Below are 18,783 nucleotides of genomic sequence, written 5' to 3'. Positions count from 1 at the left end.
CGCGTCTTGCAGCGATCAGTTCTCTGGTGTCTCCGGCCTGATCGAGGTCAGGAGTTCTTCAAACTGCGCCAGCTTGCGGCGCAGGCAAGCATAGGCGCGGTCCGCTTGAAGGCGCGCCTTTTGCGCCTCCCCCAGCGCTGCCGCGAGCGCTTCAACGTCGTTGTCTGATAGGGTCAGGCTCATCACGGCAACCTTGGTGGCATCGGAGGGTACGGCGTTTTCTTCGTATCGGGCGGCAGTCGGTGATCTCGGCAGAACAGGATCCAGTCGAGATTTTCCGCCAGTTCCTTGCAGCGAGTTCGCCACGCGTGCGGCTCGCAGTGAATAGCGGTGCGATAGAGCTGAACGTGCTGACGGAGCAGTTCGTATGCGTGCTCCGCGGCGTGATCGACTTCGGTCATGTCACCTCTTGACATTAAAAATCCCCGCTAGAGCCAATCAAGGTTCGAGCGGGGTTGGTGGATTCAAATGACTGTCAGGGTGCACCGGTCAAACAAGTGCCCCAGCCAATGAGGTTATGTGCGTTCAGACGTCGAATAAGCCGAGAACCAGCGCGAAAACCGATGCTACGCTGGCCGTGGATGAATTCATGGTTTGGTACGCCGCCTGGCGGGGGTTGAATGAAGCGCACCTCGATTGTGTCGGTCGTTGCTGTGCTCGCAGAGTAGAGCGATTTAGATACGAAGATCTTCACCTCGAACTCATCTACGTAGAAGTCGATAGTAATTTCGTGACTTCCAGCTTGGAGCCAATCGCTCAACGGCCCGCCGGCGGCGAGATCCTTCGTTGTTATCAGAACGAAGAACTCTTTCAGCGACTGCGCACCTGCGAACGCAAAGCGCGCGTCCTTGGTCGAGTCGAGCCGGATCAGACGGTCCCAGATTTTCGCATGTTCCGCCGCGCGACTGGCTACCTCGACCCCGCACACTGAAATTAAGAGCGTCACCTTGTCATCAATCGACATGGTCGGTGCTGCAAGACCACGCCCTCCGGTCGTCAATAGACCACCCTCGCGCAAGTATCGGCCGTGTGACTCGACCACCGTTCGTGGCAGCCCAATCCATTCACTCGTATGAGTGACCAGTTCCGACAGCTTCATCTAAGTCTCCACGCCAATATTGATATCTTATCAGATAAAATCTCCGTTGACAACCTTTTCGCCATCTGAGATTGTCTCAGATGAAGGCACGGGGATGCCGGGAACAGGGGAAAGCGACATGAACCACGCAGAACGGATCATTTTCACGATGCAACACGAGATCGAGCAGATTGAGCAGGCTTCGGCGAACGCGCTGGTGCAGACGAAAGCCCTGTTGGCTGCCGGGCATACGAGCGACCGGGTTCGGCAGGATCTGATCACGGCGGTCGGACCGGCATTCAACGCTATCATGCTGCTGGGTGGCTTCGGTCCGATGCCTACGCCGACCGTCGTCGATTGAAAGCCATGACCCGCCGCACCTCCACATTCTCGCAAACCGATGTGGCCCGCGCGATCCGCGTGGCCAAGAAGGAAGGCGCTGGCGCTGTGGAGGTGCGGCGGGACGGTACTATAGTGGTTTTGATGAGTGCTCCGCCGTCGGTCGCACCAGAGCCGACAACTGATCCATTCGCTGATTGGGAGCGAGCCTATGAGGCGCGCAAAGCTGCTGCCCGGCCTGGCAACGTCGAGTAAGATCCTCGCCGACGGCACCAAGCAGAAATATTTCTACGCATGGCGCGGCGGCCCGCTATTGAAAGCTGCCGATGGCACGCCACTGCAGATGGGTGATCCTCAGTTTATCGTCGCCTATGCGAAGGCGCACGCTGATCGCAAGAAGCCTGAACCGGGCACGCTGTTTTCACTGATCGCGATGTTCAAGGCGTCCAGTGAGTTCACCCGGCTCGCCGAGCGCACGCGCAAAGACTACATGAAATATCTGCGGATCATCGAGGATGAATTCAGCTCGATGCCGATAGCGGCTGTTGAGGACCGCCGTGCTCGCGGAAAGTTCAAGGCGTGGCGCGACACCTTCGCCGACAATCCACGGAAGGCGGACTATTGCTGGACCCTGCTTGCCCGCGTGCTCTCAGTCGCAAAGGATCGAGGCATGATCGCGGTGAACGTTTGCGAACGCGGCGGCCGGCTCTACAGCTCGGACCGCGCAGAGATCATCTGGCAAAATGAACACATCGAAGCGTTCCGCGCTGTCGCGTCCAAAGAGTTGCAGTTCGCCCTACTCCTGGCTTTGTGGACTGGCCAGCGACAAGGCGACATCGTCAAACTGTCTTGGACCCAATACGACGGAAACTGCATCCGCCTGCGGCAGGGTAAGCGCAAGAAGCATGTCGTCATCCCGGTTGCCGGCCCGCTGAAGGAAGCGATGGACGCGCGCCGGCCTGAAAAACCGGAGGGGACGATTCTGCGCAATACGTTCGGCGCATCGTGGACCGAAGATGGCTTCCGGACCTCATGGGGTAAGGCGTTCGATAAGGCGCATCTTGCCGACTTCGATCTGCACTTCCACGACCTGCGCGGCACCGCCATCACCCGACTTGCTATCGCCGGCTGCACCGTCCCTCAGATCGCGGCGATCACGGGCCACAGCATGAAGGACGTCGAGCGGATCCTGCAGGCTAATTATCTAGGAGGTCAGGTGCAGCTCGCCGATCAGGCGATGGCGAGTTATGTAGCGGCGTTCGGCTAGACGACGGCCCATCGTGAAGATACAACGCTCGGTAGATTTAAATTGAGCGCATCATGAATCGCGACAAATTTATAGCTGAGGCTCCCTACTACTACGCGCTCGGAATGGCATGGTGTTTTTGGAAGCTAGGCCATCAGGGGTTCGTAGATGCGCTAGCGGTAGCGGAAAATTTGGGTGAAGCTCAGGGCAAGAAGTTTCTAGACCCGAAATCTCCACTATTCGCGGTAGCCGCAAACATCTTAGTGGAATCATCGCTTCTGCAAGTTGTCGACGACCCGTTCGCGCCGACAGTATTTCGTGCCCGCAAGGAAGCCGGTGTCTGGCTGAAAAACGACAGCCCGAAAGTGCATCCTCTTTTTGAGAAGTTCAATCTCGGCTTAAACGACATCTGGCTGAGGCAAGCGCTTTGGTCGGTCAACAGCTATGCTGTCGAGAACAATATAACGGACTTTGACCTGCTGGCGTTTGCTCCGGGCAGTACGAACATTGACGTCCCTGAGCCAATCCCGATCGATCGAGACACTGAAGAATACAAGGCGATGGAATCTGCCATCGACGAGGCTATCGAAAAAATCGAGGCTGACAACGTATTCGCAATTAGTGCGCCAGCAGAACGGAAGATTGCGCTCGATGGTCTAAAGAGCTTCCGGGAAACCATTTCCACGGAGGCCCAGATATCCTGGATGTACGTGAAAACATTTGCTCTAACGCCCCTCTCGGAAGCGGCCAAAAAAGCCGGCGACGGGGCGTTAAACTTGGTCCTTCAAGGAGCCAAAAGCGCCGTCCTCGAATGGATCAAGAAAAATGCGGGAGATATGCTGAAAGGCATTTTGGGCGGCTGAGAACGCTCACAGAACGAAAACTGCAAACCAAGCAGCAAACCGCTCTAACCGTTCTAATTTTGTCCGAGGGGCCGTTTCTCAGAAGCGCTTGTTTTTCTTAAGCTTCTGAATGGTGGGCGCACTAGGGCTCGAACCTAGGACCCGATGATTAAGAGTCATCTGCTCTACCAACTGAGCTATGCGCCCGGATCCAATCCGGATATCCCCGTGGGGACGGCTGCGTGTACCAAAGCCCCCCGGGATGTCCAGCGATGTCGTCATAAAAAATGCATCGAATTTCGCTTTTGCGAAAACAAGAAAAAGCCGCTGGAATTCAGCGGCTTTTTCGCGGTCAAGGCAGTGGAAAACTACATCGCCTCAAAGCCTTTCCGCATCCGGCGGATCGTCTTGGCCGAATCCAGGGCCACCATGACGCCGATCGCCGTTATCAAAGCCGGGACGGCTGAAACCCGGTCCTTCAAAACTGCCGCGTTCGAAACCGCCCGGACCAAACCCCGGCGGACGCGGGCCGCGATAGTGCCAGCCGCCCTCGCCGCTGCGTGGCCCCATGTGGGTCAGCACAGCGAGACGACGCTTCTGCCCATCGTCGAGCGTCTTGTAGAGCGGGTCCGCTGCCTCGGCGATTTTCTTCATGGCTCCAGCCGTTGCCGCCATGTTGTCGGCGCGCTTCTGCAGGCGCTCGACGGGATTGGGCGGCGTGTCGTTGCTTGCTCCCTCGCGTGCCTTGCGCTCTTCCATGCGCGCTTTGGCGCGATCGATGCGCAGCTTGGCGAAATCGCGCACCGACGTCTCGACCGCCGGCCACATCTTCTCCTGATCGGGCGTCAATTTCAGGCCGGCCTTCACGGCGGCGATGCGGGCATCAGCGAATGCGGCGCGGTCTTCCGGATTGATCCTGACATGGTGATGCATCCACGGACGATGCTGGGCATAGACCGCCGTGGAACCGGCGATGACAGCGACCGCGGCACCCGCGAGCAAAAGCTTCTTCATGGCAACCTCCTTTGAAAGAGCTTGCGATGACGATGCGCGCCGGGCCGCAGTGCTTCAACTTACGCTTTGGCCACATGATGTCGCGATGTTGCTGCTGCCGGGACAGCGATGTCGCGACATATTTTTCGCTACAACAAGCCGAGCACGCGCGGCAACCACAGCGAGATTTCGGGGATGAACGTCACCACGCCGAGGAACATCAGCATGGTGAGCAGCCACGGCCACACCGCGATGGTGAGCTCCGTGATGCCCATCTTGGCGATGCCCGAGGCCACATAGAGATTGAGGCCGACCGGCGGATGGCACATGCCGACTTCCATGTTCACCACCATCAGGATGCCGAGATGCACGGGATGCACGCCGAGCTTCACCGCGATGGGGAACAGGATCGGCGCGGTGATCAGCACGATGGACGACGCCTCCATCACGTTGCCGGCGATCAGCAGGAGGATGTTGACGAAGATCAGGAACGTCCACCAGTTGACGCCCTGGTCCAGCATCCAGGCCGCGAGCTGCTGCGGGATCTGCTCCGAGGTCATCAGGAACGAGAACAGCACCGCATTGGTGATAATGTAGAGTATCATCGCGCTCATGCTGGCGGAGCCGAGCAGCACGCGCGGCACGTCCTTCAACCCCATGTCCTTGTAGACGAAGACGGCGATGATGAAGGCATAGACCGCGCTGACGGCCGCGGCTTCCGTCGGCGTGAACCAGCCGCGATAGATGCCGCCCAGCACGATGAAGATGAGCAGCAGGCCCCAGATACATTCGCGGAACGCCTTGAAGCGCTCGCCCCAAGACGCACGCGGCAGCCGCGGATAATCGAACTTCCAGGCACGGTAGACCGTGGTGGCGCCGAGCAACGAGGCCAGCATCAGGCCGGGAATGACGCCGGCAATGAACAACTGACCGACGGAGGCAGATGTGACGCGCGCGCCGTCCGGCCCGAGCGCAACGCTGCCGCCAGTCGCGACGGCGTAGATCACCATCACGATGGACGGCGGGATCAGGATGCCGAGTGCGCCCGATGTGGTGATGACGCCGGCACCGAAGCGCTTTGGGAAGCCCTGCGCCACCATGGCCGGCAGCAGGATCGAACCGATGGCGATCACCGTCGCCGGCGACGAGCCGGAGATGGCGGCGAACAGCGCGCAGGCCATGACGCCGGCGAGGCCGAGGCCGCCATACCAGTGGCCGACCATGGAGGTCGCGAAATTGATCATACGCCGCGCGACGCCGCCATGGGTGAGGAAATTGCCGGCAAGGATGAAGAACGGGATCGCCATGATCTCGAAATTCTCGATGCCGGTGAACAGCTTCAGCGCCACCGCCTCGATCGGCACCTGCGTGAGAAAGAACAGGAAGGTGAGCACCGTCAGGCCGAGCGCGATCGAGATTGGCATGCCGGTGAGCATCAGTGCGATGAGCAGCGAGAAGATGAACAGCGTGGTCATCGGGCGCCCTCCGGCGTCGGACCAACGGCCGTATCGACCTCGATGCCCTCCACATGGCTGTGATCGTGATGCGGGAGATCGTCGTGGCGGAAGTAGTTCCAGGCGACCTGCAGGAAGCGGAAACACATCAGATAGGAGCCGAGCGGAATACAGAGATAGACGATCCAGCTCGGAATCTCGAGATCCGGCGAGGTCTGGTCGGTCTCCGACAGGCCGACGACGAAATTGGCGCCCATCGTGCCGATGATGCCGGTGAACAGCGCGCCGCACAGAAGGCCGAACAGGATGGTCGCCTTGCGCCAGCGCGGATTGAGTTTCAGCACCAGCACATCGACGCCCACATGGATGCCGGTGCGCACGCCGTAAGCGGCGCCGAACTTCGCCATCCAGACGAACATGTAGATGCAGGCTTCCTGCGCCCAGGAAAGGTGAATGCCGGCAAGGAACTTGTAGACCGCCATGGCGCCTGGCAGCGTGCGGTTGGAGACCACGAAATCCGTAGTGTAGCGATGCGCCACCGCGATGAAGATGACAAATGTCGCAGCGCCGATCAGCGTCGCGATCAGGGTCTCCTCGAGACGATCGAGGATGCGTAACAAGAATTTCAAGCTCGGTCCCCTTCCCCACACTCCCACCCTCATGGTGAGGAGCGCGCCACTTTGGCGCGCGTCTCGAACCATGAGCGCCACACGCTCACCCTTCGAGACGCGGCCCAAGTGGGCCGCTCCTCAGGATGAGGGTCTTAGCTCCGGGCCAACCTCAGTTCGTCTTCGCGTTCGCCTCCTTCTGGAAGTCCGCGATCAACTGCTTGCCGACGCGCGAGGCCATGTCGGCCGTGACAGGCTCCATCGCCTTCATCCACTCGGCGCGCTCTTCCGGCTTCAGCTCGTAGAAGGTCGTGGTGCCCGCCTTCTTCATGGCAACGATGGCGTCGTCGTTTTCCTTCTGCGACAGGCCGTTGGCATAGGCGGTGGCCTCGTCCATCGCCTTCTCCACCTGCGGCTTCACATCCGCGGGCAAACCGTCCCAGAATTTCTTGTTCACGATCACGGCGTAGCCGATGTAACCGTGATTGGAGAGCGTCATGTGCTTCTGCACTTCGTGCATCTTCTGCGTATAGACATTGCTCGGCGTATTCTCGTTGCCATCGACCACGCCTGTCTGCATGGCCTGGTAGACTTCCGAGAAGGCCAGAACCTGCGGAATGGCGCCGAGCGCACGCATCTGGGCTTCCAGCACCTTGGACGACTGGATGCGCAGCTTCATGCCCTGGAAATCGGCGACCTTGTGCATCGGCTTGTTCGAGGTCATGATCTTGAAGCCGTTGTCCCAGTAGGCGAGGCCCTTGATGCCCTTGGGCTCCAGCTTCGCCAGCAGGCCCTTGCCGATCGGGCCGGTGGTGATGCGCTGCAGAGCGGCCTTGTCCGGCAGGATGTAAGGCAGGTCGAACACCTCGAATTCCTTGACGCCGAGCGGGCCGAATTTCGCGAGCGACGGCGCCAGCATCTGCACGGCACCGAGCTGCAGCGCCTCGACCTCTTCCTTGTCCTTGTAGAGCTGCGAGTTGGGATAGACTTCGACCTTCACCTTGCCGTTGGTATATTTCTCGGCAAGCTCCTTGAACTTGTCGGCGCCCTGCCCCTTCGGCGTGTTCGGCGCGACGACATGGCTGAACTTGATGACGATGGGCGACTGGGCCTGGGCCGGCCCGACAAGGGCAAGTGCTGCGACGGAAGCTGCGGCAGCGATGAATTGGCGCGTGGTGAGATGGCGCATGGTTTTCTCCCTGATGGCCGCGCGGACTGGTTCAAATCGCCGCTGCGCTTGGATGCCACAGGCAGATGTAGCGCCATCAGAAGGCGATGACCACTGCTCCATTGGTCAGGGGTTGCAGGAACGGCTTCACTGCAATGCAAAAACGCGGCGCACGTGAGGACGCCGCGTTTCGCGAGGCGGGAAATACGAGCATCAGCTCGCCGCGGCCACCGGCGCCGGCTTGTCGCGCTCGCGCTTCATGACGATCTTGTTCAGCGCGCCGAGATAGGCCTTGGCCGAGGCGACCAGCGTGTCCGGATCGGCGGCACGGGACGTCATCGAGCGGCCGTCATGGGCGAGACGCACCGAGACTTCGGCCTGCGCGTCGGTACCTTCGGTGACGGCGTGGACCTGATACAGTTCCAGCGTCGCTTCATGCGGCACCAGCGCCTTGATGCAGTTGAACACCGCATCTACCGGGCCGTTGCCCTCGGCTTCCTCGATCTTGTTTACGCCCTCGATGTTCAGCTTCATGGTCGCGCGTTGCGGACCGTGGGTGCCGGCGATCACCGTCAGCGAGCTCAGCTTGATGCGATCGTGGGCCTGGATGATTTCCTGATCGACCAGCGCCTCGATATCCTCGTCATAGATATCCTTCTTGCGGTCGGCCAGGGCCTTCATGCGGATGAAGGCGTCCTCGATCTGGTTCTTGCCCAGCTTGTAGCCCAGTTCCTCCAGACGATGCACGAAGGCATGACGGCCGGAATGCTTGCCCAGCACGATGGACGAATGCTTCAAGCCGACCGAGGCCGGCGTCATGATCTCATAGGTCGAGGCGTCCTTCAGCACACCATCCTGATGGATGCCGCTTTCATGGGCGAAGGCGTTACGGCCGACGATGGCCTTGTTGTACTGCACCGGGAACGAGGTCGCAGCCGACACCACCTTCGACGCACGCGTCAGCGTGGTCGGATCGATGTTATTCCAGTACGGGAATTTGTCGTTGCGCACATTGATGGCCATCACGACTTCTTCCAGCGCCGCATTGCCCGCGCGTTCGCCGATGCCGTTGATGGTGCATTCGATCTGGCGCGCACCGCCATCCAGGCCGGCCAGCGTATTGGCGACCGCCATGCCGAGATCGTTATGGCAATGCACCGAGAAGATCGCCTGATCGGAATTCGGCACGCGCTCGCGGATGGTGCGGAACATGCGGGTGTATTCTTCCGGCGTGGTGTAGCCGACGGTGTCCGGCAGGTTCACCGTGGTGGCGCCGGCCTTGATGACGGCTTCGGTGATGCGGCACAGGAAGTCGATGTCGCTGCGGGTGGCATCCTCCGCCGACCATTCGACATTGCTGACCATGTTGCGCGCGCGGGTGACGCCGGCCACCGAAGCGTCGATCACCTGCTCCGGCGTCATGTTCAGCTTGACGCGCATATGCAGCGGCGAGGTCGCGATCACCATGTGCACGCGGGCACGATCACCGGCGGGCTTCACCGCTTCGGCGCAGCGATCGATGTCCTTCGGATTGACACGGCCGAGGCCTGCGATGACGGCCTTCTTCGAGCGCTTGGCAATCTCGTGCACGGCTTCAAAGTCGCCTTCCGACGAGATCGGGAAGCCGGCCTCGATGATGTCGACGCCCATATCGTCGAGCATCTCGGCGATTTCCAGCTTCTCTTCGAACGTCATGGTGGCGCCGGGGCACTGCTCGCCGTCGCGCAGGGTGGTGTCGAAAATGAAAACGCGGTCCTTCTCGGACTTCGGGGTGGTGGTCATGGGATCTTCCTTAAAAATCGGGGCGCTGTCTGTGGGGGGCGCCGGAGGTTTGCTGTGTTCGGTTCGCATCCCCTAAGTGCCCAGGCATGACTGCCCAGCCGGCGCTCAGGGGCCGATAAGGAGAAGCAGACCGCCGAGAAGGAGGGCTGGAGACGACGCAATGGCGCGCGGGGCAGCGGAAACCGCTCCCGTCGTGTCGCCAGCAATGTCAGTCCGGTTCAGCATCGTATCCTTCGAGGTCACGTTTCAGTGTCGGCGGAAACCATTGACGGTTCCTTGCCGGACGCGACGGGTTTGTTCTAGACGCAAATGCTGCCGCGTCGCAACGTCTAAGAGGGTCAGGAGAGCTGACCTAATCGGCCATTTGCCTTGCGCTCCACTTATGGGCAGGCGACAAATTTTGCTGCAACTGCGAGGACCCAATCATGAGCTTCACCAAAGGCCTGTCCGCCTTCCCCATCACGCCCATGAATGCAAACGGCCGGGTGGATACGCCGGCCTTGCAGCGCCTCGTGGCGCCGCTGGCGGCGGCCAAGGTGGATTCCATCGGCCTGCTCGGCTCCACCGGCTCCTACCCATTCCTCACCCGCGACGAACGCCGCCGCGCCACCGATGCCGCGATCGCGGAAGTGAATGGCCGGGTGCCGGTGCTGGTCGGCATCGGCGCGCTGCGCACCGATGAGGTGGTCCATCTCGCCCGCGACGCCAAGGCGGCGGGCGCTGCCGCCGGCCTGCTGGCGCCGGTGTCCTATACGCCGCTGACGGGCGACGAGGTCTATGAGCTGTTCAAGATCATCGCCGGCGAGACCGGCCTGCCGCTAGTCATCTACGACAATTTTGCCACCACGCATTTCACCTTCACGCCGCAGCTTGTCGGCCGCATCGCACGCATTCCCGGCGTCGCCACGCTGAAGGGCACCGCGCCCGATGCCGATGCGATCGCCGATCACCTGAAGCAGCGGCGCGCGGCAGTGCCGGCCGGTTTCCCCATCGGCTATGCCGGCGACTGGAACGTGACCGAAGCGCTGCTGGCCGGCGGCGACGCCTGGTACTCGGTCGCGGCGGGACTTTTCCCGCAAAGCTGCCTCGCCCTCACCCGCGCGGCGCTGGCCGGCGATGCGGCCGAGGCCCGGCGGCTGAACAGCGCACTGCAGCCGCTGTGGGATCTGTTCAAGCAGTATTCCAGCCTGCGGGTGATCTATGCCGCGGTGGATACTCTCGGCATCTGTGATGCGAAGCCACCAAAGCCGGTGCTGCCACTGCCCGATGCCGCGCAGGACAGAGTGGCAAAGGTGCTGAAGGAGCTGGCGCTGAGCTGAGCTCTTCTCCCTCCCCCAAGCGGCGAAGCCGCGCCGTGGGGAGGGTGGATCGACGGCGAAGCCGTCGAGACGGGTGGGGTCTCTCCCCACGTGACGTCCGTGCGTGAGGAGAGACTCCACCCGGCGCTACGCGCCACCCTCCCCACTGCGCGGCTTCGCCGCTTGAGGGAGGGAGGCCATCGGCCGCCGCGCGTCGCGACGACCTCTCTCTTCCTTGCCGCTACGCCTTCGCTGCCTTCTTCGCCCGCACGCGGGACGGGGCTTTCTTCACGACGGGGCCGCCCTCTTTCTCCAGGGCTTCGCGGACCATCTTGAATTCCTTGAGGTCGTCGCCGTCTACCGTGGGGAATTTCAGGTCGAGCTTTTCCAGCGCATGCACGATGGCCGAGCCGATCACCACGCGCGCGAACCATTTGCGATCCGCCGGCACCACATGCCAGGGCGCATGCTCCGTCGCCGTGTGGCCGATCATGTCCTGATAGGCCTCCTGATACTGATCCCACATGGCGCGCTCGGAAATGTCGGCCATGGAGAACTTCCAGTTCTTCGAAGGCTCGTCGAGACGCGACAGGAAACGCTCGCGCTGTTCGTCCTTGGAAACGTTGAGGAAGAATTTGAGCACCACGGTGCCGTTGCGTGCGAGATATTTCTCGAAGGCCGTGATGTCCTCGAAACGCTCCTTCCAGATATGCTTGCCGACCAGCTCCTGCGGGATCTTTTGCTTGGCAAGGATATTTGGATGCACGCGCACCACGAGGCATTCCTCGTAATAGGACCGATTGAAAATACCGATCCGCCCGCGCTGTGGCAGCGCCACGGTGTGGCGCCACATGAAATCGTGATCGAGTTCGTTCGACGACGGCTGCTTGAACGAATGCACCTCGCAGCCTTGCGGATTGATGCCGTCAAACACGGCCTCGATGGCGCTGTCCTTGCCGGCGGCATCCATGCCCTGGAAGATCAGCAGCAGCGACCACCGGTCCTGCGCATAGAGCTTCTCCTGCAGCTCCTGCAACCGGCGAGCATTGACTTCGATCATGCGCTTGCCGGTATCCTTGTGGAGACCACCCGACGCATCGGTGTCGTGATCCTTCAGACGAAAGGGCTTCGACCCGTCGATGCGATAGGGATCGACATAGGACTTCAGGGTGGCTTTGGCGGATTTGACGGACATCGGGCACTCCAAGAGCAATTGCGCCAATGTAACCCGAAATCTGTAGGGTGGGCAAAGGAGCGCAGCGACGTGCCCACCTTCAAGTGCTCGGCTGGTACAGGCGGGCACGGCGCAAGAGCGCCTTTGCCCACCCTACATGGCAGCGAATTGCGCTTGCAGAAATGCCGTGACGAAAACCGGCATGGTGGCGGTGAAATCGGCCGGACTGCGCACGAGATGAATATCGCTCAATTCCGGCTCGGCCTGCGCAGCGAGATTGGCCTTGAGTTTTTCGCGCAGCGCTTCGCCTGACAGATCGGATGTCAGCACCCGCATCATCGCCAGCGCATGATCGGTGACTACGCAGCACCAATCGTCAGCAATGAGATAGTCCGCCTCGGTCAAGCCCAGCTCTTCCTCGACCTCGCGGATCACGCTGCCGGCGACATCGACGACACCGTCGCGCAGATCGCTGAGATCGGGCGTGCCCGATGCGAAATAGATGCGCCCGGCATTGGCCGTATGCGCGCCCATCTCGCCGAGCACGAACGCACCATCGGCACTGCGGAGCGCGCCCATGCCGAAACCGTTGAACACGTCACGATCGGGAAAGCCCCAATCGCGCCAGGCGAGAAAGCTGGCAAAATCCGTTTCGAAATAGTCGCTGGAAAGCCCCTCGCCCGTGAACAGCGGATGGCGCGCGAGCAATACGCGACCGTTGAACATCTGCGGCTTCCCGGCGCGTTGTTCCGCGAAATACGCATCGATATCGGCGCGCCGTTCATCGGCGAACGGCCAGCGCCAGTCGGTGCGAGTGAGGTCGAGCCGGGCAACGCGGTGAATGGCGGGAGCCGTCATGCGGCGGACTGCCTGCGTTTTCGGTTAGACGCCTTACTTCGCATTCGTCCCCGTCTTGTTGTACTGCTCGACATATTTGTTCGTGTAGGTCTTGCTCACATCGATATTGGCCTTCGCCACCTCGGGCGAGCCCTCGCTGAAGACTGCCAGCACCGCCGCCGCACCTTTCGGATCCATCAGGCCGGTTTCCGAATACATCGGGATCGTGTTCTTGAGCGCTGCGAGATACAGCTCCTTGTCCTTGCCGACCATGGTCTCTGGCATCTTCGCCATGATCTCTTCCGGCGAATGGGTGTGGATCCATTTCAGCGTGTTCATGATCGCCGTGGTGAGCGCCTGCACTTCCTTGTCGTGGCCCTTGATCCAGGCCGTCGTCGTATAGAGCGCCCCACCGGGATATTCGCCGCCGAACACATCCAGCGTGTCCTTCTGGGTGCGGGTATCGCTGAGAATCGTGAGGTCTTTGTGACTGCCCTGCAGCACGGTGACGGCGGGATCGAGCATCACGGCGGCGTCGATCTGGCCCTGCTGCATCGCTGCCACCGCGGTGGCGCCAAGGCCGATGCCGATCACTGCGGTGCCCTGGGGATCGAGGCCGTTTTTCTTGAGCTGATATTTCAGGAAGAAGTCCGTCGATGACCCCGGCGCGCTGACGCCGACTTTCTTGCCGGCGAGATCCTTGATCGAGGTAATCTTGCCCGTTTGTTTGGGCGACACCACCAGCACGAGGCCGGGATAGCGGTCATAGACCACAAAGCTCTGCAACTCCTGCTTCTTCGCTGCGAGATTGACGCAGTGATCGAAATAGCCGGACACGACATCGGCGCTGCCGCCGAGCACCGCCTTCAGCGCATCGGAGCCGCCCTTGAGATCGACCAGCTCGACAGCGAGCCCGGCCTTCTCATATTCGCCGAGCTGCTTGGCAAGGACGGTGGGCAGATAGCACAGGCACGCACCGCCACCGATGGCGATGGTCACCTTGCTCTGCGCTGCAGCGGGATGGATGGCGAACAGCGACAGGACAGCGGCGAGCAGGACACGTCCCAGGAATAAACGGCGCGATCCGGTTTTGATGTTTGTTGTCATTGCTTCCTCCGCTGCATTGCGGCGGAGGATAGATGAGCCTCGGCCGGTTGGAAAGCCGGTGCTGGTCAACGCGATCAGACGCGCCTAGCATCTCACCACTAACAAAAATTCATTTCGGGGAAACATCCATGTCTCGCATCACCACGGCCCTTCTGCTCGCCTCCACCTTCGTAGCCGGCGGCATCGCCACCCATCTCGTGCCGAAAGCCTTCGCCGCAGAGAACATCACCGCACAGGTGATTTCCGTGCCGGAACTGACCGGCGACGCGCTCGGGCCGGCCGCGCAGTCCGGCTTCCGCTCAAAAATGTTCGTGGCCGCCGACGGCGTCACCATCTCGGTTCAGGACGGCAATGTGCCCAAGCACATGCATCCCAACACCAACGAGATCCAGTACATCCTGGAAGGCACCGGCACGGTCTGGCTCGGCGACAAGGAAGTGAAGGTGAAGGCCGGCGACATGATCGTGATCCCGAAGGGCACGCCGCATGGCGGCACCAAGCCCGACGGCAAGCCGTTCCGCGCCATCGCCATCAAGACGCCCCCGCAGGCGCCGGACGATACGAAGCAGCTGCCGTAAGCGGCTCGCACACACGTTACACCGGGGGCACGCCCCCGGTGTAACTGCGATTACCCGCGCCCGTCATTCACATCCGGCTTCCACACCAGCAGCCGCTTCTCGACCACGGTCACCAGCATGTCGATGGCGATGACGAACACCGCCAGCACGAACATGCCCGCGAATACGCCGGCGACATCGAAGGTGCCTTCGGCCTGCTGGATCACATAGCCGAGCCCGGCCGCCGAACCGAGATATTCGCCGACCACGGCGCCCACGACCGCAAAGCCCACCGAGGTGTGCAGCGACGAGAACATCCAGGACAGCGCCGACGGCCAGAACACATGGCGCATCAATTGCCGCTCGCTCATGCCGAGCATGCGGCCATTGGCGAGCACCGATGGCGAGACTTCCTTGACGCCCTGATAGACGTTGAAGAACACGATGAAGAACACCAGCGTGACGCCGAGCGCCACCTTCGACCAGATGCCGAGGCCGAGCCACAGCGCGAAGATCGGCGCCAGCACCACGCGCGGCAGAGCATTGGCCATCTTCACATAGGGATCGAAGATTGCAGCCAGCAGCGGCTGGCGCGCGAACCAGAAGCCGATCAGCACGCCAAGCGTCGAGCCGATCACGAAGGCGAGCAGCGACTCCAGCAGCGTGATGCCGAGATGTTTCCAGATCATGCCCGAGGCGAACCAGGACACCACCTGGCTGAACACATCCACCGGCGTGGAAAAGAAGAATGGCGGCAGCAGCACGCGGCCGAAGATCTCCACGCTGGTGAGCAGATGCCACAGCGCGATGCCGACGACGGCGACCATGATCTGACATGTCAGCAAGACCGGGCGGTTCATGCGGCACCTCCCGTGCCGGACGCCTGCGCATAGGTCGTCATCACCTCGGCCTTCAGCACGCTCCAGATCTCGCGATGCAAAGCGTGAAAATCCTTGTCGAGACGGACCTCGAAAATATCGCGCGGCCGGGGCAGCGACACGCGCCAGTCGCCGATGATGCGCGCGCTCGGGCCGGCCGACATGATCACGACACGATCGGCAAGCGCGATGGCCTCTTCGAGATCGTGGGTGACGAACAGCACCGCCTTGCGATCCCGCGTCCACAGATCGAGCAGCAGATTGCCCATCACCTGCCGGGTCTGCGCATCCAATGGCCCGAACGGCTCGTCCATCAGCAGAATTTTCGGATTGCGGATCAGCACCTGCGCCAGCGCCACGCGCTTGCGCTGACCGCCGGACAGCATATGCGGATAGCGGGCTGCGAAGGCGCCGAGGCCGACGGCATTGAGCCAGGTTTGCGCGCGCTCGACCGCCTCCTCCCGCGCGACGCCGGCCACCTCGAGCCCGATGGCGACATTGTCGCGCGCGGTCTTCCACGGGAACACTGCGTCGGCCTGGAAGAGATAGCCGGCCTGTGTGTTGAGACCGCGGAGCGGCTGATCGAAGATACGGACATGGCCGGAGACCGGCTGCAGCAGACCGGCGGCCACATTGAGCAGCGTGGATTTTCCGCAGCCGGTGGGGCCGACAATGGCGACGAATTCGCCATCCGCGACACGCAGCGTCGCCTGCTCCACCGCCGTATAGACTTTGCCGCCGGCGACATCGAATGCCACCGTCGCGTCATCGAGCGCCACCGCCATCGATGCCGCGGCTTCCATTGCCTGCACGCGCGTTCCCCCGGAGCTTGTAATTGCCGATCTGGCTTAGCGTTGCGAGGCGAGGAATTCAACGCTGCGAATTTGGTGCGCCTGCGCCCGGCATGTTAGCGTTGTGCCATGAGTTTGCATGGCACAACAGCATCGACGCGCGATCACCCTCCCCTGCAGGGGAGGGTTGGAGATCGCTGGCGGCAACACGCATGACGTCACCGCTCATCAGCTTCAGGCACGCCACCAAACGCTTCGACAATGACCGTGTCACCGCCGTCGATGACGTCTCTCTCGACGTCGCCGCAGGCGAATTCCTGGCGGTGGTCGGCGGCTCCGGTTCGGGCAAGACCACGCTGCTGCGCCTCGCTAACCGGCTGATCGTGCCGGATGGCGGTGAGGTCCATGTGGCGGCCAAGAATATCTCCAATGTCGATCCGATCGCGCTGCGCCGGAGCATCGGCTATGTCGTGCAGAGCGGCGGCCTGTTCCCGCATATGACCATCGCCGACAATATCGGCATCACGCCGCGGCTGATGGGCATACCGGCCGGCGAGATCGCGGCGCGTGTCGATGAGCTGCTCGATCTCGTCCAGCTCGACCGCACCGCGCATCGCGACCGCTATCCGCACGAACTCTCCGGCGGCCAGCGCCAGCGCGTCGGCGTGGCGCGTGCTTTGGCAGCGAAACCCGAGATCGTGCTGATGGACGAACCATTCGGCGCGCTCGATCCGCTGACGCGCGACGCGCTCGGCGACGAGTACCAGGCGCTGCATCGGACGCTCAAACTCACCACGATCATGATCACCCATGACATGACCGAGGCGATACTGCTTGCGGATCGGATCGCGGTGATGAAATCGGGGCGCCTGATTGCCGCCGGCACGCCGGCCGAACTGTCCGCGAGCAAGGACGCCTATGTCAACGAACTGCTCGGCACCCCGCGCCGACAGGCCGAGCGGCTGAAGCACCTGATCGCGGGGGATGGCGCATGAACCTCCTCGACGATCCCCGCTGGAGCGCGGCGCTCGGCCACCTGCCCGATTATCTCGGCAGCCATGTGCGTGTCAGCCTCGCGGCATTGGCGCTCGGCCTCATCATCAGCCTGCCACTGGCGGTTTTCGCGCGACATCGGCCGGTGTGGCGCGGCGCATTGCTTGGCGTGGCCAGCGTCGTGCAGACCGTACCGGGCCTCGCGCTGCTGGCGCTATTCTATCCGCTGCTGCTGGCGCTGGCGGCGCTGTCGCTGAACTGGTTCGGCGTCAGCTTCTCGGCTTTCGGCTTCCTGCCCGCGGTGCTGGCGCTGGCGCTGTATTCGATGCTGCCAGTGCTGCGCAACACCATTACGGGCCTCAACGGCGTCGATCCCGCGCTCCTCGAGGCCGCCGAAGGCGTCGGCATGACGCCGCGGCAGACGCTGACCATGGTAGAACTGCCGCTGGCGCTGCCGGTGATCATGGCGGGCATCCGCACCGCGGCGGTGTGGGTGATCGGCACCGCGACGCTGTCGACCCCGATCGGACAGACCTCGCTCGGCAATTACATCTTTGCGGGATTGCAGACGCAAAACTGGGTGCTGGTGATTTTCGGCTGCGTGGCAGCGGCCGTGCTGGCGCTGGCGGTGGATCAGCTGCTAGCACTGATCGAAAGCGGCATGCGCCTGCGCAGCCGCCTGCGCATGATGGCCGGCGTGATTGGCATCGCCGCGCTGGTGATCGCGACACTGGCACCGAGTTTTGCACGCTCCGGCACCCGTATCGTGGTGGGCGCCAAGACCTTTACCGAGCAATATGTGCTGGCCGCCCTGATGTCGCAGCGCCTGCAGGCGGCGGGGCTGGCAACGTCAACGCGGCAGGGCCTCGGCTCCAGCGTCATCTATGATGCCCTCGCCTCGAACGATATCGATGTCTACATCGATTATTCCGGCACGCTGTGGGCCAACCAGTTTCACCGCAGCGAAATTCTGCCGCGCGAGCAATTGCTGGCGGAGCTGAAGACGACGCTGGCGAAGGCCGACATCACGCTGCTGGGCGAACTCGGCTTCGCCAATGCCTATGCGCTGGTGATGCCGCGCGCCAAGGCGGACGCGCTGGGGATCAAGACCGCCACTGATCTCGCCGCGCGCGCCGGCAGCATGACGATTGCGGGCGACTATGAATTCTTCTCGCGGCCGGAATGGGCAGGCTTGCAGAAGAGCTACGGCCTGTCGTTCAAGGCGCAGCGCGTGATGCAGCCGGACTTCATGTATGCGGCGGTGGCGTCCGGCGAGGTCGACGTGATCGCCGGCTATACGAGCGACGGGCTGATCGCGAAATATGATCTGGTGGTGCTGGATGATCCCAGGCACGCGATCCCGCCTTATGATGCGATCATGCTGCTGTCACCGAAGCGCGCGGGTGATGAGAGGCTGCGCGGCGCGCTGCAGGTGCTGCTAGGCAAGATCGATCTGCCGCTGATGCGCGAGGCAAATCTGCGAGCCGCGGGGAACGATGCGACGAGTTCGCCGGAGAGTGTGGCGCGGTGGATGTGGGAGAGGATTGGGAAATGACCCAATGCTTGTCGTCACCCGGCCGTGCGCGCAATTGCGCGCCAGGACCGGGTGACCCAGTAGACACTGGCGGTGATGATAGA

20 protein-coding genes and 1 tRNA gene are annotated in these 18,783 nt (G+C 61.9%); 7 read left to right on the top strand and 14 right to left on the bottom strand.

Going from position 1 to position 18,783, the window contains the following annotated elements; genetic code table 11:
- Positions 1-15: 15 nt before the first annotated feature.
- From RPMA_RS09615 to RPMA_RS09605, 3 genes are all read right to left on the bottom strand, one after another.
- Positions 16-183, bottom strand: a complete 168-nt coding sequence (locus RPMA_RS09615) for a hypothetical protein (RefSeq protein ID WP_211912596.1) — start codon at positions 181-183, stop codon at positions 16-18.
- Positions 183-401, bottom strand: coding sequence for a hypothetical protein (locus RPMA_RS09610; protein ID WP_211912595.1), 219 nt, complete (start codon positions 399-401; stop codon positions 183-185). The genes RPMA_RS09615 and RPMA_RS09610 overlap by 1 nt, the downstream gene beginning before the upstream one ends.
- A gap of 74 nt (positions 402-475) precedes the next feature.
- Positions 476-1,099 carry a hypothetical protein gene (locus RPMA_RS09605; RefSeq protein ID WP_211912594.1) on the bottom strand — a complete coding sequence of 208 codons (624 nt, stop codon included), beginning with the start codon at positions 1,097-1,099 and terminating at the stop codon, positions 476-478.
- Positions 1,100-1,217: 118 nt separating this feature from the next.
- Between RPMA_RS09605 and RPMA_RS09600 the strand changes: the two genes are divergently transcribed.
- The 3 genes from RPMA_RS09600 to RPMA_RS09590 all read left to right on the top strand — a co-directional run bounded on the left by RPMA_RS09600 (position 1,218) and on the right by RPMA_RS09590 (position 3,526).
- On the top strand, positions 1,218-1,439 hold the full coding sequence (locus tag RPMA_RS09600) for a hypothetical protein (protein WP_211912593.1): 222 nt from the start codon (positions 1,218-1,220) through the stop codon (positions 1,437-1,439).
- Positions 1,440-1,628: 189 nt separating this feature from the next.
- Positions 1,629-2,684: a tyrosine-type recombinase/integrase gene (locus RPMA_RS09595; RefSeq protein WP_211912592.1), complete on the top strand. Its 1,056-nt coding sequence runs from the start codon at positions 1,629-1,631 to the stop codon at positions 2,682-2,684.
- A gap of 53 nt (positions 2,685-2,737) precedes the next feature.
- The gene (locus RPMA_RS09590; protein ID WP_211912591.1) at positions 2,738-3,526 is read left to right on the top strand and encodes a hypothetical protein; all 789 of its coding nucleotides are present in this window, start codon (positions 2,738-2,740) and stop codon (positions 3,524-3,526) included.
- Positions 3,527-3,636: 110 nt separating this feature from the next.
- Here RPMA_RS09590 and RPMA_RS09585 read toward each other — a convergent pair.
- The 6 genes from RPMA_RS09585 to RPMA_RS09560 all read right to left on the bottom strand — a co-directional run bounded on the left by RPMA_RS09585 (position 3,637) and on the right by RPMA_RS09560 (position 9,510).
- Positions 3,637-3,712 (bottom strand) — tRNA-Lys (locus RPMA_RS09585).
- A gap of 171 nt (positions 3,713-3,883) precedes the next feature.
- Positions 3,884-4,519: a Spy/CpxP family protein refolding chaperone gene (locus tag RPMA_RS09580; protein WP_211912590.1), complete on the bottom strand. Its 636-nt coding sequence runs from the start codon at positions 4,517-4,519 to the stop codon at positions 3,884-3,886.
- 128 nt (positions 4,520-4,647) lie between these two features.
- Positions 4,648-5,973, bottom strand: a complete 1,326-nt coding sequence (locus tag RPMA_RS09575; protein ID WP_211912589.1) for a TRAP transporter large permease — start codon at positions 5,971-5,973, stop codon at positions 4,648-4,650.
- Positions 5,970-6,581, bottom strand: coding sequence for a TRAP transporter small permease (locus RPMA_RS09570; protein ID WP_211912588.1), 612 nt, complete (start codon positions 6,579-6,581; stop codon positions 5,970-5,972). The genes RPMA_RS09575 and RPMA_RS09570 overlap by 4 nt, the downstream gene beginning before the upstream one ends.
- 151 nt (positions 6,582-6,732) lie before the next feature.
- Entirely contained in the window at positions 6,733-7,749 is a 1,017-nt protein-coding gene (locus tag RPMA_RS09565; RefSeq protein WP_211912587.1) for a TRAP transporter substrate-binding protein, read from the bottom strand.
- A 192-nt stretch (positions 7,750-7,941) separates the two neighbouring features.
- The gene (locus tag RPMA_RS09560; protein ID WP_211912586.1) at positions 7,942-9,510 is read right to left on the bottom strand and encodes a 2-isopropylmalate synthase; all 1,569 of its coding nucleotides are present in this window, start codon (positions 9,508-9,510) and stop codon (positions 7,942-7,944) included.
- A 425-nt stretch (positions 9,511-9,935) separates the two neighbouring features.
- On the opposite strand from RPMA_RS09560, the gene RPMA_RS09555 reads away from it, so the two are divergent.
- Entirely contained in the window at positions 9,936-10,829 is an 894-nt protein-coding gene (locus RPMA_RS09555) for a dihydrodipicolinate synthase family protein (protein WP_211912585.1), read from the top strand.
- A gap of 220 nt (positions 10,830-11,049) precedes the next feature.
- Here RPMA_RS09555 and RPMA_RS09550 read toward each other — a convergent pair whose 3' ends face one another.
- The 3 genes from RPMA_RS09550 to RPMA_RS09540 all read right to left on the bottom strand — a co-directional run bounded on the left by RPMA_RS09550 (position 11,050) and on the right by RPMA_RS09540 (position 13,926).
- Positions 11,050-12,003 (bottom strand): polyphosphate kinase 2 family protein, encoded by a 954-nt coding sequence (locus RPMA_RS09550; protein ID WP_211912584.1) that lies wholly within the window; start codon positions 12,001-12,003, stop codon positions 11,050-11,052.
- Between the two features lie 132 nt (positions 12,004-12,135).
- Positions 12,136-12,840 carry an NUDIX hydrolase gene (locus RPMA_RS09545; RefSeq protein WP_211912583.1) on the bottom strand — a complete coding sequence of 235 codons (705 nt, stop codon included), beginning with the start codon at positions 12,838-12,840 and terminating at the stop codon, positions 12,136-12,138.
- A gap of 33 nt (positions 12,841-12,873) precedes the next feature.
- Positions 12,874-13,926 carry an ABC transporter substrate-binding protein gene (locus tag RPMA_RS09540; RefSeq protein ID WP_211912582.1) on the bottom strand — a complete coding sequence of 351 codons (1,053 nt, stop codon included), beginning with the start codon at positions 13,924-13,926 and terminating at the stop codon, positions 12,874-12,876.
- 128 nt (positions 13,927-14,054) lie between these two features.
- Here RPMA_RS09540 and RPMA_RS09535 point away from each other — a divergent pair, with 128 nt between their 5' ends.
- Positions 14,055-14,504 (top strand): cupin domain-containing protein, encoded by a 450-nt coding sequence (locus tag RPMA_RS09535; protein WP_211912581.1) that lies wholly within the window; start codon positions 14,055-14,057, stop codon positions 14,502-14,504.
- 50 nt (positions 14,505-14,554) lie between these two features.
- Here the strand turns inward: RPMA_RS09535 and RPMA_RS09530 are convergent, their stop codons facing one another.
- Together RPMA_RS09530 and RPMA_RS09525 are read right to left on the bottom strand one after the other, a co-directional pair.
- Positions 14,555-15,343 carry an ABC transporter permease gene (locus RPMA_RS09530; RefSeq protein ID WP_211912580.1) on the bottom strand — a complete coding sequence of 263 codons (789 nt, stop codon included), beginning with the start codon at positions 15,341-15,343 and terminating at the stop codon, positions 14,555-14,557.
- Positions 15,340-16,164 (bottom strand): ABC transporter ATP-binding protein, encoded by an 825-nt coding sequence (locus RPMA_RS09525; RefSeq protein WP_211913588.1) that lies wholly within the window; start codon positions 16,162-16,164, stop codon positions 15,340-15,342. The genes RPMA_RS09530 and RPMA_RS09525 overlap by 4 nt, the downstream gene beginning before the upstream one ends.
- A 200-nt stretch (positions 16,165-16,364) precedes the next feature.
- On the opposite strand from RPMA_RS09525, the gene RPMA_RS09520 reads away from it, so the two are divergent.
- Together RPMA_RS09520 and RPMA_RS09515 are read left to right on the top strand one after the other, a co-directional pair.
- A complete protein-coding gene (locus tag RPMA_RS09520; RefSeq protein WP_211912579.1) occupies positions 16,365-17,147 on the top strand; it encodes an ATP-binding cassette domain-containing protein in 783 nt (260 codons plus the stop codon).
- Complete coding sequence (locus tag RPMA_RS09515; protein WP_211912578.1) at positions 17,144-18,700, top strand: ABC transporter permease/substrate-binding protein; 1,557 nt, start codon at positions 17,144-17,146, stop codon at positions 18,698-18,700. Before RPMA_RS09520 ends, RPMA_RS09515 begins: the two co-directional genes overlap by 4 nt.
- Positions 18,701-18,783 lie beyond the last annotated feature (83 nt).

The sequence above is a fragment of the Tardiphaga alba genome (genome assembly GCF_018279705.1).
Lineage (GTDB): Bacteria > Pseudomonadota > Alphaproteobacteria > Rhizobiales > Xanthobacteraceae > Tardiphaga > Tardiphaga alba.
The sequence above is the reverse complement of the archived record's forward strand: the minus strand, read 5'-3'. Positions and strand labels throughout refer to the sequence as shown.

Coding starts and splice junctions, on each gene's coding strand:
- RPMA_RS09615 (WP_211912596.1), bottom strand. CDS start 183: ATGAGCCTGACCCTATCAGACAACGACGTTGAAGCGCTCGCGGCAGCG.
- RPMA_RS09610 (WP_211912595.1), bottom strand. CDS start 401: ATGACCGAAGTCGATCACGCCGCGGAGCACGCATACGAACTGCTCCGT.
- RPMA_RS09605 (WP_211912594.1), bottom strand. CDS start 1,099: ATGAAGCTGTCGGAACTGGTCACTCATACGAGTGAATGGATTGGGCTG.
- RPMA_RS09600 (WP_211912593.1), top strand. CDS start 1,218: ATGAACCACGCAGAACGGATCATTTTCACGATGCAACACGAGATCGAG.
- RPMA_RS09595 (WP_211912592.1), top strand. CDS start 1,629: ATGAGGCGCGCAAAGCTGCTGCCCGGCCTGGCAACGTCGAGTAAGATC.
- RPMA_RS09590 (WP_211912591.1), top strand. CDS start 2,738: ATGAATCGCGACAAATTTATAGCTGAGGCTCCCTACTACTACGCGCTC.
- RPMA_RS09580 (WP_211912590.1), bottom strand. CDS start 4,519: ATGAAGAAGCTTTTGCTCGCGGGTGCCGCGGTCGCTGTCATCGCCGGT.
- RPMA_RS09575 (WP_211912589.1), bottom strand. CDS start 5,973: ATGACCACGCTGTTCATCTTCTCGCTGCTCATCGCACTGATGCTCACC.
- RPMA_RS09565 (WP_211912587.1), bottom strand. CDS start 7,749: ATGCGCCATCTCACCACGCGCCAATTCATCGCTGCCGCAGCTTCCGTC.
- RPMA_RS09560 (WP_211912586.1), bottom strand. CDS start 9,510: ATGACCACCACCCCGAAGTCCGAGAAGGACCGCGTTTTCATTTTCGAC.
- RPMA_RS09555 (WP_211912585.1), top strand. CDS start 9,936: ATGAGCTTCACCAAAGGCCTGTCCGCCTTCCCCATCACGCCCATGAAT.
- RPMA_RS09550 (WP_211912584.1), bottom strand. CDS start 12,003: ATGTCCGTCAAATCCGCCAAAGCCACCCTGAAGTCCTATGTCGATCCC.
- RPMA_RS09545 (WP_211912583.1), bottom strand. CDS start 12,840: ATGACGGCTCCCGCCATTCACCGCGTTGCCCGGCTCGACCTCACTCGC.
- RPMA_RS09540 (WP_211912582.1), bottom strand. CDS start 13,926: ATGACAACAAACATCAAAACCGGATCGCGCCGTTTATTCCTGGGACGT.
- RPMA_RS09535 (WP_211912581.1), top strand. CDS start 14,055: ATGTCTCGCATCACCACGGCCCTTCTGCTCGCCTCCACCTTCGTAGCC.
- RPMA_RS09530 (WP_211912580.1), bottom strand. CDS start 15,343: ATGAACCGCCCGGTCTTGCTGACATGTCAGATCATGGTCGCCGTCGTC.
- RPMA_RS09525 (WP_211913588.1), bottom strand. CDS start 16,164: ATGGAAGCCGCGGCATCGATGGCGGTGGCGCTCGATGACGCGACGGTG.
- RPMA_RS09520 (WP_211912579.1), top strand. CDS start 16,365: ATGACGTCACCGCTCATCAGCTTCAGGCACGCCACCAAACGCTTCGAC.
- RPMA_RS09515 (WP_211912578.1), top strand. CDS start 17,144: ATGAACCTCCTCGACGATCCCCGCTGGAGCGCGGCGCTCGGCCACCTG.